The organism is Carnobacterium jeotgali MS3, assembly GCF_000745125.1.
GTDB lineage: Bacteria > Bacillota > Bacilli > Lactobacillales > Carnobacteriaceae > Carnobacterium_B > Carnobacterium_B jeotgali.
Map to the genome: position 1 here is coordinate 238,533 of NZ_JQNF01000003.1, position 13,981 is coordinate 252,513.

At 39.7% G+C, this 13,981-nt stretch carries 16 protein-coding genes; 3 read left to right on the plus strand and 13 right to left on the minus strand.

What is annotated here, in order from left to right; genetic code table 11:
- From BP18_RS01350 to BP18_RS01375, 6 genes are all read right to left on the minus strand, one after another.
- Nucleotides 1-792, minus strand: coding sequence for a histidinol-phosphatase HisJ family protein (locus BP18_RS01350; protein WP_035050167.1), 792 nt, complete (start codon nucleotides 790-792; stop codon nucleotides 1-3).
- Between the two features lie 91 nt (nucleotides 793-883).
- Nucleotides 884-1,894 (minus strand): ABC transporter ATP-binding protein, encoded by a 1,011-nt coding sequence (locus BP18_RS01355; protein WP_029276926.1) that lies wholly within the window; start codon nucleotides 1,892-1,894, stop codon nucleotides 884-886.
- The gene (locus BP18_RS01360; RefSeq protein WP_051669227.1) at nucleotides 1,875-2,741 is read right to left on the minus strand and encodes an ABC transporter permease; all 867 of its coding nucleotides are present in this window, start codon (nucleotides 2,739-2,741) and stop codon (nucleotides 1,875-1,877) included. The genes BP18_RS01355 and BP18_RS01360 overlap by 20 nt, the downstream gene beginning before the upstream one ends.
- Nucleotide 2,742: 1 nt before the next feature.
- Nucleotides 2,743-3,591, minus strand: coding sequence for an ABC transporter permease (locus BP18_RS01365; protein WP_029276922.1), 849 nt, complete (start codon nucleotides 3,589-3,591; stop codon nucleotides 2,743-2,745).
- A gap of 14 nt (nucleotides 3,592-3,605) precedes the next feature.
- Nucleotides 3,606-4,415 (minus strand): alkaline phosphatase family protein, encoded by an 810-nt coding sequence (locus BP18_RS01370; protein ID WP_029276920.1) that lies wholly within the window; start codon nucleotides 4,413-4,415, stop codon nucleotides 3,606-3,608.
- Nucleotides 4,416-4,439: 24 nt separating this feature from the next.
- Entirely contained in the window at nucleotides 4,440-5,546 is a 1,107-nt protein-coding gene (locus tag BP18_RS01375; protein WP_029276918.1) for an ABC transporter substrate-binding protein, read from the minus strand.
- Nucleotides 5,547-5,858: 312 nt separating this feature from the next.
- Between BP18_RS01375 and BP18_RS01380 the strand changes: the two genes are divergently transcribed.
- Together BP18_RS01380 and BP18_RS01385 are read left to right on the plus strand one after the other, a co-directional pair.
- Nucleotides 5,859-6,965 (plus strand): Ldh family oxidoreductase, encoded by a 1,107-nt coding sequence (locus BP18_RS01380; RefSeq protein WP_007725313.1) that lies wholly within the window; start codon nucleotides 5,859-5,861, stop codon nucleotides 6,963-6,965.
- An 11-nt stretch (nucleotides 6,966-6,976) separates the two neighbouring features.
- Nucleotides 6,977-8,149 (plus strand): NAD(P)-dependent malic enzyme, encoded by a 1,173-nt coding sequence (locus BP18_RS01385; protein WP_029276916.1) that lies wholly within the window; start codon nucleotides 6,977-6,979, stop codon nucleotides 8,147-8,149.
- Nucleotides 8,150-8,243: 94 nt separating this feature from the next.
- Here BP18_RS01385 and BP18_RS01390 read toward each other — a convergent pair whose 3' ends face one another.
- On the minus strand, nucleotides 8,244-8,528 hold the full coding sequence (locus BP18_RS01390) for a hypothetical protein (RefSeq protein ID WP_029276914.1): 285 nt from the start codon (nucleotides 8,526-8,528) through the stop codon (nucleotides 8,244-8,246).
- 171 nt (nucleotides 8,529-8,699) lie between these two features.
- On the opposite strand from BP18_RS01390, the gene BP18_RS12915 reads away from it, so the two are divergent.
- On the plus strand, nucleotides 8,700-8,825 hold the full coding sequence (locus BP18_RS12915; protein WP_269319386.1) for a hypothetical protein: 126 nt from the start codon (nucleotides 8,700-8,702) through the stop codon (nucleotides 8,823-8,825).
- A gap of 115 nt (nucleotides 8,826-8,940) precedes the next feature.
- Here the strand turns inward: BP18_RS12915 and BP18_RS01395 are convergent, their stop codons facing one another.
- Genes BP18_RS01395 through BP18_RS01420 form a run of 6 tightly spaced genes read right to left on the minus strand, consistent with a single transcriptional unit; the run spans nucleotide 8,941 to nucleotide 13,975 of the window.
- On the minus strand, nucleotides 8,941-9,792 hold the full coding sequence (locus BP18_RS01395; RefSeq protein ID WP_029276912.1) for a MurR/RpiR family transcriptional regulator: 852 nt from the start codon (nucleotides 9,790-9,792) through the stop codon (nucleotides 8,941-8,943).
- Between the two features lie 53 nt (nucleotides 9,793-9,845).
- A complete protein-coding gene (gene anmK / locus BP18_RS01400) occupies nucleotides 9,846-10,982 on the minus strand; it encodes an anhydro-N-acetylmuramic acid kinase AnmK (RefSeq protein WP_029276910.1) in 1,137 nt (378 codons plus the stop codon).
- Nucleotides 10,983-10,995: 13 nt separating this feature from the next.
- Nucleotides 10,996-11,316 (minus strand): PTS lactose/cellobiose transporter subunit IIA, encoded by a 321-nt coding sequence (locus BP18_RS01405; RefSeq protein WP_007725357.1) that lies wholly within the window; start codon nucleotides 11,314-11,316, stop codon nucleotides 10,996-10,998.
- A gap of 14 nt (nucleotides 11,317-11,330) precedes the next feature.
- The gene (locus tag BP18_RS01410; protein WP_029276908.1) at nucleotides 11,331-12,425 is read right to left on the minus strand and encodes a DUF871 domain-containing protein; all 1,095 of its coding nucleotides are present in this window, start codon (nucleotides 12,423-12,425) and stop codon (nucleotides 11,331-11,333) included.
- Between the two features lie 24 nt (nucleotides 12,426-12,449).
- Nucleotides 12,450-13,625: a GNAT family N-acetyltransferase gene (locus BP18_RS01415; protein WP_029276905.1), complete on the minus strand. Its 1,176-nt coding sequence runs from the start codon at nucleotides 13,623-13,625 to the stop codon at nucleotides 12,450-12,452.
- Between the two features lie 47 nt (nucleotides 13,626-13,672).
- Complete coding sequence (locus BP18_RS01420; RefSeq protein WP_029276903.1) at nucleotides 13,673-13,975, minus strand: hypothetical protein; 303 nt, start codon at nucleotides 13,973-13,975, stop codon at nucleotides 13,673-13,675.
- Between the last annotated feature and the right edge of the window lie 6 nt (nucleotides 13,976-13,981).

Genomic DNA, 13,981 nt, shown 5'->3' on the forward strand with positions numbered 1-13,981 from the left:
TTATTTCCTCAATGAATCTAATGTCAATTCCTTCTGTTTTTGTTGTTCAAAAACCGTCACCTTAGAAATGTTATACTTTTCCAACAATGTCATGGTCTCACCAAAATAAAACCCATAATAGTCGATCGAGTGTGCATCCGAGCCTAGCGAAAAAGAGGATCCGCCTAATGCTAGATACCAGCTGATCATCTGCTCATAAAGAGCGACATTTCCGTATTGGTACATGCTGCGTGTATTTAATTCAAAAGCCATTTTGTTGTCAATGACTTTTTGCAAGACCGCTTTTAACACCTCTTGATAGTCTTGCAAGTCTTCTACCGAAACATCAAATAAGCGGATGCCATAGTCAAAATGACTGAGTACATTGGCTGTGGGAAAGTTCTCAAGTGCTTCCAGTAACAACGAAAAATACTCGTCCATCACGTCTTGAGCTTCTTTTTCTTTTACAACGGGCTGTAAAAAATCATATTCACCATTCTGATGCACACTTAGCAACTGCACATCAAACTTTTTCCCCTTCAAGTAATCAGTAATCTGTTGATGGGAATCTTTGGTGTACCCAATTTCAATACCTTTTCGGATCCGGTTGTCGTATTTAGTATTCAGCTGATCGATTCTATTGCTGTAGTCATCATAATTCAATACCGTATCTTGTCCGCCATTGTAGCAATCATTGAAATCTAAGTGCTCGGTTGTCACAATTGGGCCAGTTGTTTGCTTCAAATACGCCTCAAAGGTTTCAGACGCATCTGGTGAAAAATACGTGTGCATATGCTGATCATACATAACCATTACTTGCTCTCCTCCTCTTTAACTAAAAAAGTATCCGTAAAAAACAGCTCGTGCAGCTGCTTTCACGAATACACGTTGCTTGTTTTATTCATTATACTTCAAGGCAGTTGCGTTTTTCAAAGCTTAAATGAACCTCTTCGCCAACTTTAAATAAATTAAACGAGCGGTACAGTTCGTCGACTCGAAGGTTTACGCCTGAACAATCCACATAATAGCTTAAAATATTGCCGCTAGTCGATTGATCGACTACTTTACCAGCTAATGTATAGCGTTCTTCATCCTGTTCAAAAGGTGTTTTAGATGAATCAATCACTTCCGGACGAATCGCTATGTTAGCATCCTTTTTCATTCCAGAAAGTTGCTCAAATTGTTGCGGTGCCAAGACATTGTAGTTGCCCATAAAAGAAGCGACAAAATGCGTTTTGGGGTGTGTGTAAATTTCCGTTGGTTTACCCGACTGTTCCACTTTTCCTTGGTTCATAACATGAACCACATCAGATAGAATCATGGCTTCATCTTGATCGTGTGTAACAAAAATTGTTGTAATGTTCAGTTCTTTTTGGATCCGACGAATTTGTTTTTGCAGCGTCTTGCGTAACTGAGCATCGATAGCCGATAAAGGTTCATCTAGCAACAATACTTTAGGTTCATTCACAATCGCACGTGCTAAAGCTACGCGTTGTTTTTGTCCACCAGATAATTCTTTTGGGTAAGTCGCTTCTTTCCCTTTCAAATCCACTATATCGATCATCCGGGCTACTTTTTCTTTAATGATCGTCTTATCTAGTTTTTTCATTTTCAGGCCAAAAGCAATGTTTTCTGATACCGTCATATTTGGAAAAAGCGAGTACTGCTGAAAGACCATGCCAATCTCACGTTTTCCGGGTGGCAAATTAGTGATGTCTTTTCCATTGATGGTAATGGTGCCACTGTCCAAGCTTTCAAACCCGGCTAGCGAACGGAGCAAAGTCGATTTTCCACAGCCAGATGGACCTAGCAAGGTAACTAAATGCCCTTCTTCTATCGATAAGGTTAAATCTTTTAAAACTAAGTTTTCTCCGTCATAGGACTTCTTAATATTTTTAAACTCGATATAACTCATGATTCGTGTGCTCCTTTACTTTTGAATGACTGGTTTTGATTGCTTTAGCTGATTTTCGTTTGGATTTAGTATCTTTATTTAATTTGTTCACACCAAAAGACAAGATCAGCATCACAACGAACATGATTACGGATACTGCGCTAGCTGCATGCCCAGAAGATCCTCGAATCTCATTCAAGAAAATCCCCATCGTTTTGTAGTAACTTCCTGCTAAAATATTGACTAATACAAAATCACCAAAAAGAATGCCTGTTGATAAGAGCATCGTAGCAAGCAGCCCTTTTGTGATACTTGGAACAACAATTCGAAAATACGCATACACTTTATTGGCACCTAAGATCTCAGCTGCTTCTAGAATAGGCATTACTTCAATCGTTACTAAAGCATTTTTGATGCCTTGGTACATGTAAGGCAATATAATGATGCAATACGCACTTGTTAAAAGCAAAATCCGATTAGATAAAATTCCGCCTCCGCCAGAGTAAAGCGATAGAATACTGACAGCCAGAATAACACCTTGGATGCCATAAGGAATTTTAGATAAAATATCTAAGTATTTATCTAGTTTTGGAAAATAAACTTGGATGGCATACATAGCCAGCAACAATAAAATTAACAGAATAATAGTCGGTATAACGGCTATGACTACTGTCCGTAACAATACGGGCAAAATTTGATTCTCTCCAGTAAACAGTTCAGCGTAAAACGAGAACGTGAACCCTTTTGGGATGATACTAGTAAAGTCTCTGAACAGAGAATTCACCAATGTAGCAATGAGTGGCAATACTAACACCAATGAGAGGACGAATAAGAGGACATTGTTAAACCAAGCGTGTTTTTTTTGCATGTTAGCCTTCCTTTCTCATTTTTTTCAATAGATTGGTGCTGATGAGTGTCATCACACTCATCAAAAGCAATAAGATCACAGATAATGCACTGCCTAATTCGACTTGCTGCACAACATCTCCCGTAAACATCGCCGAAATACGAATCGGTAGCAACGCATAATTATTGCCCATTAACGCGTATGGTGTGGCATAAGCGGCTAATGCATTTGAAAATAGCACTGAAAACGTCCCAAAAATACTTGGCAGAACAATTGGAATGCCGACACGCATCCAAAAGCTGAAATTCGATGCATTTAACAACATTGCGGCTTCTTTATATTCCTGATGAATCGCATCAAATGAGGGATACATTAACAAAGTTGCCAAAGGAATTTGAAAATAAATAAAGGTCAATAGAATACCTGTGCTGGAATACACATCAAAGTCAGCCAAGAAATCCACACCCATTTGCTGGCCAATCAAGACCAGTACGCCGGAATTTCCCAGTAGAATAATAAAAGCAAAAGCTAATTGAATGCCTTGAAAATTAGATGTCATATTGATTAAGTTGATAAAAAATCGTTTTACTTTAGGTGTCGCATGATGAATGGCATAAGCTCCTATAACCGCAACGGCTAAACCAATCAGTGAAGAAAACACGGCAATCATCAAGCTGTTGCGAATCGACATCATGTAGTACTCGCTAGTAAAAATACTTGTAAAATGCTCAAGTGTAAAACCGGCCGTTTCAACGGGTTTCACACTATTGATCAAAATGCTGACCAATGGGAAGATCTCAAATAAAACGATCAATACCAGAAACGGCAGTAAAAAGACTAAATAACTTAAATTTTTTCTTTTGCTAGCCACGACCTTGTTCCTCCTTAAATAAATGTCAATTCTTGCATCGCGTCACTTTTCTCGATGCCCAATAAATGGCACAGTAAAGGAGCTAGCTGCAATTGAGGGACAAGCGTTTCTCGGAAATCACCAGCAGTGACTTTAGTAGAAAAGACGTATAAAGGAACCTTTCTTTCATCATCCGTTACACCATTATGGGTAAAGTATTCATTCATACCATGATCAGCCGTCACAACGACTTGATACCCTTTTCCCAGCCAATCCATCAGATAATTGGACAAGATAGCATCCATTGTGACTGCTTTTTGCACGTACTCTTTACTTTGCGAACCAAATTTATGACCGGTATCGTCAATATTCATTGAATGGAGTAATGTATAATCCGTTTGTTTGTCCCGAATTAAAAAAGCACCATCCGCAATCAAATGACTGTCGGGGTAATGATCTTCATAATAAAACAACCCATTTTGAATGATGCGGTCCATGTCTAACTGAATGCGGTCAGTCATTGGATCAAATGGAGCCTTATTGTACAATTCACTCACCCAATGGTAACTTGCGGCTCCAGTCTTCAGCCCCGCTTCTTTTGCCAATTGGAACACGCTTTTTTCTGTCGAGCGACGAACAGTCCCATTTGAAACAATCCCATTTAAGTGTGCTGGCACACCCGTTTGGATCACTTCATATAACGGTCGAGATTGTGCCGGCAATTCAGCTCTCACCGTATATGCCGCACATTGCTGGTTTTCAATCAAGTGTTCTAGAAAACCCATATACGTATGAGCTGTCCGCGCATTTAATCCATCTAGTACTACCAAAATTACCTTGTTCATTTTCTAACACTCCAAACTTGTCGACTACTGAATTTTTGTCAATACTTCTTCTTGCCATTTTTGGCCTAAACTAGCTGCCGCTTCATCCCAAGCTGCTTTGTCTTCGATTGGTTGAGCTGCACTGTATTGATCTGGATTGATCAATTTTTCTTGTACTTCTGCAGGCAGTTCTACTGATTCACGAATTGGACGAGCATAGCCTTTTGCTAAGTTGACTTGTCCTTCATCCGATAAAATGTATTCTCTTGCTAAAGCTGCCGCATGCGGGTTTGGCGCATAAGCATTGATAATCGTTGCATAGCCACTTTGAACCGTTCCGTCTTGTGGAATCGTTACGTCAAATGAAGCATTGGGATTGCTTGCTTCAATCGAATCCGCATAATTTAATGCGTTAAAGTCCCAGTAAATCCCGACTTCGATTTCTCCTGCTTCTAAACGTGCTAAATCCGTGTCTCCCATATCTAATCGACCTTGACTAGCTAATTCTGCAAAGAAAGCAATCCCTGAATCAAGATTGGTTTCATCTCCGCCATTTGCAATTGCTGCAGCTAATACCGCATTTTGAGCTTGAGTCGCTGCATTCACATCCCCTACACTTACTTTATAATCGCCTTCTAAGATATCCGCAAATGAAGTTGGTGCCTCTTTTACAGCATCTGTATTCGTGATGAATGAAATCGTTCCGGTATAACCAACGACCCAATCGCCATCATCGTCTTTTGCCCACTCAGGAACTTCATCCCAATAAGACGTTTTATATGGAATCGTTACCCCTTTTTCTTCCGCAATCGGACCAAACGATTGGCCTACGTCACCAATATCTTTCGTTGGATCATCTTTTTCAGCTTCAAACAAAGCAATTTCTTCTGCTGAACTCATATCCGTATCTGCTTGAGTGATTTGATACTCTTCTTCGATTTCAGTCCACGTTTCGCCCCAGTTTGCCCACGTATCAGGCATCCCAACAGACTGAATTTCACCTTCTTCAGTTGCTTTTGTTTGGATTTCTTCCATTGTTAATCCATTCAAATCGACTGCTTTTGTGTCGGTTGCTTCTCCTTCTGCTCCACATCCGGCAAGTAACGCTCCCGCTAATAATGTTGATACTAATCCTTTTTTAAATTGACTCATGTTTGTTTCCTCCTCAGTTAGATAGGGATTTTATTGCCCTTTTTTGAAGTTGCATGTTTCTTTCAACAAAGATAGCTTAACAAGTTCATATGGATTTCAAATCAACTTCTTGTTAAATATGTGTAAACGACTAATGAGATTTGTAAAGCTTTTCCAAATTGGGAAGTTATCCGGCTAGGAATAATCTTTTTTAACCCTTCCAATAATTGAGTTGCGTCCTTTTTTGTGCTAGACTATAGGCGTTAAAGAAAACGTTTTCATTTATTTGTTTTTGTTCGTTTTTTCACAAAAAATATTAAGGAGGAAGTCACTATGTCAAGTTTTGTTGAATGGAAATTTTTGACCGAGTTTGTTGAGAAAGCTTTTATGGCCTATGGAATACCTGAAGCAGATGCAAAAATCTGTACCGATGTTTTATTGCAGTCAGATAAAAAAGGAATTGAAAGTCATGGGGTAAATCGTTTTAAACCCATCTATATCGATCGAATCAAAGAAGGAATCCAGAATCCAATCACTGAATTTGAAATTGTACGTGAAACACCTACAACTGCTGTAGTCGATGGACATGACGGCATGGGACAAGTCATTGCCCACCGTTCGATGCAAATGGCCATTGATAAAGCTAAACAATATGGCATGGGCATGGTCGCAGTAAGGAATTCGACTCATTTTGGGATTGCCGGTTATTATACCGATATGGCGGCTGAAGCTGGCTGTATTGGCATGAGCGGAACGAACGCCAGACCTTCAATTGCTCCAACATTCAGTGTGCAAAATAAATTGGGTACGAATCCATTGACTGTCAGCTTTCCAACAGATGAAGCTTTTCCATTCACCTTAGACTGTGCTACTTCCATCATTCAACGAGGCAAAATCGAACTTTATGAACGTGAAGGCAAAGATACTCCTGCCGGTACAGTTATTGCTCATGACGGCTCTACTATGACCGATTCTCCAACAATCTTGAAAGCTCTTCAATCTGGTGAAGCTGCTCTTGCTCCATTGGGTGGTATTGGAGAAAATCTTTCCGGCTATAAAGGTTATGGCTACGCTACGATTGTGGAAGTTCTTTCGGCTGCTTTACAACAAGGTAATTTTTTGAGTATGCTGTCCGGAATTGGAGAAAACGGTGAAAAAATAAAATTCCATTTAGGTCACTTTTTCATTGCCATTGATACGGAAGCCTTTATGGGGCTAGAAAGCTTCAAGAAAACGACCGGCGATATTATGCGTGAACTGCGAGCTGCCGAAAAAGCTCCCGGTGCTGAACGAATCTATACAGCTGGTGAAAAAGAATACTTGATTTGGCAAGAACGCAAAAAAACGGGTCTACCCGTTAGTGAACCCGTTCAAAAAGAACTGATTGCGATCCGCGATGATGCTGGATTGACCGATTACCGCTTCCCATTTGAACAGTAAGGGGGATAACCATGGATAATAAAAAAGAAGCTCTAGCAAAACACTACGAATGGAATGGAAAAATTGAAATTACTAGCCGTGTCCCTCTCAATAGCCGAGAAGATCTGGCCCTCGCGTATACTCCTGGAGTAGCCGAAGCTTGCTTAGCCATTGAAGATAACCCTGATAAAGCTTATGAACTGACACGTAAAAATAATCTAGTAGCGGTCATTACTAACGGAACTGCCGTGCTTGGATTGGGCGCCATTGGTCCGGCGGCGGCTATGCCGGTGATGGAAGGCAAATGCGTTTTGTTTAAATCCTTCGCCGATATCGATGCTTTTCCCATTTCCATCCAATCAAAAGACGTCGATACCATTGTGCAAACGATCGAACAAATCAGTGGGAGTTTTGGCGGCATCAACCTCGAAGATATCGCAGCTCCTGAATGTTTTGAAGTTGAACGCCGCTTGAAAGCCTCACTGGATATCCCTGTTTTCCATGATGACCAACATGGAACTGCCATCGTCGTTGCGGCCGGATTGATCAATGCCTTAAAATTAGTTGGCAAATCCTTTACCAGCATAAAAGTCGTTGTAAACGGAGCTGGTTCAGCCGGAATCGCTGTCGCAAAACACCTGTTAAATTTTGGTGTTAGGAACCTGATTTTGGCTGATAAACACGGTATTATTGCTAATGACACACCTAATCTAAACAATGAACAACAACATATGACCAATGTAACCAACTTGACGAATCAGCATGGGGACTTGACCTTAGCTTTAAAAGATGCCGATGTCTTCATTGGCGTATCCGCTGCCCATATTCTCAAACCAGAGATGATTCAAAACATGAAAACTGATCCTATTATTTTTGCCATGGCCAATCCCGTTCCAGAAATTATGCCTGAACTGGCGGCTAAAGCTGGCGTTGCTGTCATAGGAACTGGGCGCAGTGATTTTCCTAATCAAGTCAATAACGTCTTAGCGTTTCCTGGAATTTTTAAAGGGGCTCTCAGCGTCCGAGCATCTGATATCAACGAAGCTATGAAAGTCGCAGCTTCTCATGCGATTGCTTCCTTGATTACTCCAGAAGAACTAAAAGCGGATTATGTGATTCCAGATGCTTTAGACCCGCGAGTCTGCCCTGCCGTTGCTAAATCCGTACAAGAAGCTGCTATCAAGACCAGAGTCAATCGAATTTAACCAACTGTGAGCCATCAATGAATTAGATTACTTTCCAAATAAATAGACTGCTAACTGCCGCATATTAAATGGCCGTTAGCAGTCTATTCTTTTTTTAATAAGTATCGCTTGTCCAGCCGTTTTCTTTATACGCATTGACCATATTTTTATTGTGTTCATCTGTCGCATAACTAATTTCTAGCGGTCTTAAATGAACACTATACGTATCTCCATTTTTTGTAACCTCGATTACTTCAATTTCATCAGGATCAACAAACATTGAATCTTTAATAAAATCGCCTTTTTGCGGAACTTCATTTGATTCATAAGCTTTTTGTAAAGTAATAGTCATTTCTTCTGGGCTTTTCACATTGATCTTTCGATAAAGGTTCATAGTCATTCTCTTTCCTCCAAATGTTCTGTCTTTAAGTGAATCATAACATACCTTTAGAAACTCGACGAATAGAACGCCCAGGTTTCACACTAGAGATTTTAACCAATCCCTTCTTAAGTTTATTAGAAATGGTAATACTATTTTTATGCGTACTCTAATAAAAAGGAGACAGAAATTATGCTAGTCGTTAAAAATCGTAGCAAATCGAACTATTTATGTGCCATGGAAGCTTTAGATAAACGGATGACACTTCCTAATGACGAAATTCCACATTACTCTTTCCCAAAAGAAAAACCTTTATAAGCTAGTCGAATTAAAGCTTATTGCGTCCACTCAAAATCAAAAACCAGCTTGAGTTAATTTAACTAAGACTAACTAAGACTAACTAAGACTAAAAAATACTGCTAATTGCTATTCACTATCTCTTCTTATACTGATTCATTTCTTCTCTTGATTGTTTGATTCTTTCTGTCCCGGCTACATAGTTCTTAGACAAGAATGAGTAAAATAAAACATCAATTGCAATCAATTGTGCATGCAACGAACTTGAGATGAATTGATTGTCAGATTCAATGGTTTTTACTGTTTGGATCGTATAGTCAGCTTTATTAGTTAAACTATTTTGGCCAAACTGTGTCAAACCAACAGTTTTAAGAGCGTATTTTTTCGCTAATTTGATGAGCTCAATAATTTCCCTAGTTTCTCCTGAGTTAGAAATGCCAAAAAAGAGCGCATTTTTCGGAGCTGCGCCTAACATAGAGACCAATTGGTGATTATCGGTGGGACAAATAACAATTTTCCCTACTCTACTCCACTTCTGAACCATATTTTCAGCGATGATGCGCGAATTGCCAACTCCATAAACATAAACCATCGAAGCTGACTCAATCAATTCAATGACTCGTTCAATGTCAAATTCATTCATCAATGAAATGGTTTCTTCCATTGACTTAAAAGCATTCGTCAGTAATTTGTTTTTAATTGTGCCAATCGTTTCTTCAGCTTCTATTTCTGCATAGCCAGATTCATCCACCGAAACAATTTCTGCAGATAAATTTACTTTTAATTTTGTAAAACCATTAACACCAATCCGATTGCACAACCGAATAACCGCCGTCGAATTCGACTCTGCAGCTATTCCTAACTGTGAAGTTGTCATTTTTATCGTTTCTTCTGGATAAGTTAATATGTACTCGCCGATTTTCCGTTCAGAATTAGGAAGATCATCAAGAACGCTTTTTATCCGGCCTAGAATATTATTTCCTACCATGCTCTTTCACCTCGTATAATCAAAAGATACAGGAAAATTCCAAAGAAATCAATCTAATGATAATACGTTATCTTTCCTAATATAACGGGTTTTCTTGCACCTGTCGCGCTCGGCACATTGCTTGGCAAATGATGAATGGTCTGGTGCGCTAAAATGGTCATCGCAATGGCTTCTTTTGCTTCAGAAGAAAAACCGACTTCTTCTTGAATAAGCACGTTAACATGAGGCAATTGCTCTTTGATCATTTGAACCAAAACAGCGTTATAACTTCCGCCACCCCCAATAATCAAATCTGATTGGTCATCGACAAAGTCACAGATGTTTACCGCAATGGACTGCGCAGTAAATTGAGTAGCCGTTGCAATAAAATCATTTGGCGTTACCCTAGTCCCCCACTTTTTAATCAAAGCAGCCGTATACTCCACACCAAAATCTTCTCGTCCAGTTGTTTTAGGATACGGTCTTTCAATATATGGATGAGCCATCATTTCACTTAACAAGCCTTGATTGACTTTGCCTTTAGCAGCGTATGCCCCACTTTCATCATACGCTTCTTGGTAAAAGTGTTGGCACAATTCATCAATGATCATATTTCCAGGTCCTGTATCAAACGCTAGAACATCTTCCATCTGTGCTCCAGCAGGTATCACCGTCACATTTCCGATTCCACCGATATTTTGCAATAAGCGCGTGCGCTTTGTATCGCGGTATAAGACAAATTCAGAATACGGTACGATTGGCGCACCTTGTCCTTTTACTGCCATATCACGGGTCCTGAAATCAGAAACGACCATGGACTTGGTTTCTTCTGCAATAACCGCTGATTCTCCAATTTGCAACGTTGAAGCTACTTGATGAGCCCCAGGTACCGGCAAATGGTAGATTGTTTGACCATGTGAGGCTACAAAATCAACTTGTTCAAGTGGAAAAGCCGCTTTTTCACAAACGGCTTTAACGGCTTCACTAAAAACATACCCTAATTCTACATTCAAACTGCAGATTTTGTCGACTGAAGATGTTTCAACCGACAAGACCTCTTTAATTTTTTTAATGATGTCTTTTCCTAATGGATAAGTCGTAAATTCGACTAGCTTAACGGTTGTATCCGTATTGGTTCCATGAATCTCTACAAGCGCTGCATCGACGCCATCTAATGATGTACCCGACATAATTCCAACTGCAAAGGTCATTCTCTCACCTCATTTATTTTTTTAAAGCGTTCAATTCTTTTTGCATTTCAATCATTTGCATAATCAAGGTTTGTTCCGCCATTGACGTCATCAATTGGTCTTGCGCATGGATCAACAATAAGCTGATTTTGATGTCTTCTCCACGAATTTCATCTTGCACCAATTTCGTTTGAGTATTGTGAGCCAAGTTCATTTCTTTTTTGCACTCTTCCATCAATTGGTCACACTCTTCGTATAAACCAGCACGTGCTTTTTCTAGGGCTTCATACGCTAACGCACGCGCGTTTCCGCCATGCCCGATAATATCAAAAATAATCATTTCTAACTCTTCCATTTACTTCGTCTCCCTTAATTGCTTGTTTTTAGTTTGAATTGAAATTTTTGCCATGGTTTCAAATAATCCAATAAGAATTGCTCTTCTTCCACTACATGTCCCACAATATTCGATTTGCCAGAGTTTTTCATTGGCTGCAAGGCGACTTGCAATTCACCAGCATAATGCGCATATAAAGACGTTTCGATAATAATATCGCCTTTTTTCATGTCTGGTGTGTGGAATGGCACGAATTCATGGCCTTTATATTTCACACGGCTTTGCGTTGAACGAATCACGTAATCTGATACGTCTCCACGGTTAAAGTGAAATTCTTCTGTAACGATTTTTGCTTCCAATTCAGGAACGTCTGCTTCTAATTCGCATGTTAAGGTTAATTGGTAAGGATTCAATTCGCTCAAGGCTTTCAATTCGGCTTCACTGGCAAAAGCATTAGCAATGATCACATCATCGATTACTTCGGTAGCCCATAGATGCTTCGCTTGTACCTCAATTGGCCATTCACGGTGCATTTCTAACGTACACAACCCTTCATCAACCGGCCATGGACCAATATGAGCAGATGGCGAATTCACAAAAGCAGCCGTTACCAAGCCATGTGCTTTGTATTGCTTGCTTGTCTCGATGAAATGATCGTAACTCAACCCAGTGTAGCGGTGGGGATAAAAGTTGTGGCATCCCATTAAATTAGCTGCATTCGCTTGGTAGCTCATGATATTATCTAAGTATTTGGTCCCACTGCTGATATTCAACTCAATTTTCAAGTCTTGCGGATTAAACGTCATAATCGATTCTTCATTCCCAGTAAAGCCCATGTCTAAACGGATGCCGTCTGCGCCGATTTCTTTAAAGAATGTCAAATCGTTGTAACTGATGCCGAGTTCGCCAAATACTTTTGGACTAACATCTGCGATAACTTCCATTCCTTTTTCTTTTGCATACGTGATCACATCGGTAAATTCTTGGACGATTGTTTCTTTATCTCCTTCGACCGATAATAAACAAGTGAACACTCGTTTGAAATTGTACCCTGCTGCCAAATCGATGTAGTCTCTGATTTCTGAAACGGAACTATGATTTGGATAAACTGAAATGCCTAATCTTCTCATTCTTATTTCCTCTTTTCTTTAAACTTAAAAATGCCCATAAAATTGTGGCTGTTCTTTGGGAATGGCTTGATCCCATTCATTTAACACAGTTTCTGAAACGATTGCTTTTTCGTGGTAGTGGTACCACTTAAGATCATGGTACCCCACTAAATACGATGACAGACTAGCAATATCCATCTCTAAATACTCTTCTTGTGCCACTTCATGTTCTACTATCTTCACCACACCTTGAGAATCAATGGCATAAACCCCTTGGTTCCATGGAGCAAACGCATCTATTACTTTCAGATATAGCCGCTTGGTTAACGTTTGAAAAGGATAAGCCGCTAAAAAATGCTCAACGTCAACGATTCGAATCATTCTGTCCTGCACGATCTCTTTTTTGAATTGGGGTTCATCCCATTGACTACCAAATGATTGCTGAACAGCTGCTGTACCGCTGACTTCTGTAAAATTAGAGCGGTGCACGCGAATAAATTCCCATAAAGCTTTTTCAGCTGACACATTAAGGGCTATTTGATCCAACACTTCAAACCTTAAATCGTTCATCACGTAACGAATAAATCCCTGAGGTTGTCCATTGTGGTCAATACTTAAGGCAAACGAAGCCTCCGATTGTCTCATTTCAAGACGTTTCCACCACTCTTCACTGCGTATCATCATTCCATTCGTTTTAAGCGCATACGCTTGGTACACTTCTTTTACGTGAGCCAATTGTTCTCGGTTTTCCTGATAATTAAAGCGTTCGATTCTCCCCATGTCCCCTTTTTTCATAGAAAACAACTGGGTCGGAAACGTATACTGCACTTTATCAAAAAAAAGATCCCAGCCAAAGTGACGGTAGAAGGAAACCGAAAAAGGACCTAATACGGATACCCATTGACCTTGTTCACGCATCTCTACTAATACACGCCTCATGAGTTGCTTCATCACGCCTTCATTGCGGTATTCAGGATACGTAGCGACAAAAGAAATGCCGCCCATAGAAAATGTTTGCCCATGAATAGCCATCTTTAGTGGAAATACCATCACTTGACCCGCTAAACTGTTGCCATTAAACGCTCCAATAGAGTTGCTGACTTTAGCCCACTGACAAAAATCCTCCAACCTTTTTCCAGTGTAGCGATTGCGAAAACAATAATCCCTAATAGCGACCATTTGATCGATTTCATCTTCTCGTATCTTACGGTACTCTAACATTTCTGCTCACCTTCTTTAACTCATGATAAACGAAAAATTCCAGTAGCTTATTTCGTTTTCTTATTTGGAAATTGACTTGCACGAATGACGCCTCTTACTTGGTTCTTTTCAATCATAATACGCCCTGTTTCAAAAAACATGATGGCGCACATTCCGGATAGCAAATACAAGCCGTAATTTACTGCTGTTGGCAAATTTTGAAAAAGAATCGTTGGAATCAAAACGACCAAGAAGGCTGAAAAGCCAAAAATCCATCGATTAATATAAATGTTTTTTTTCTGCAAGAAACCAACTAACTTAACCCCTGCTAATACAAAGACGATTAAAAAAATAATAAGTGCAATTCTCATGAGTAG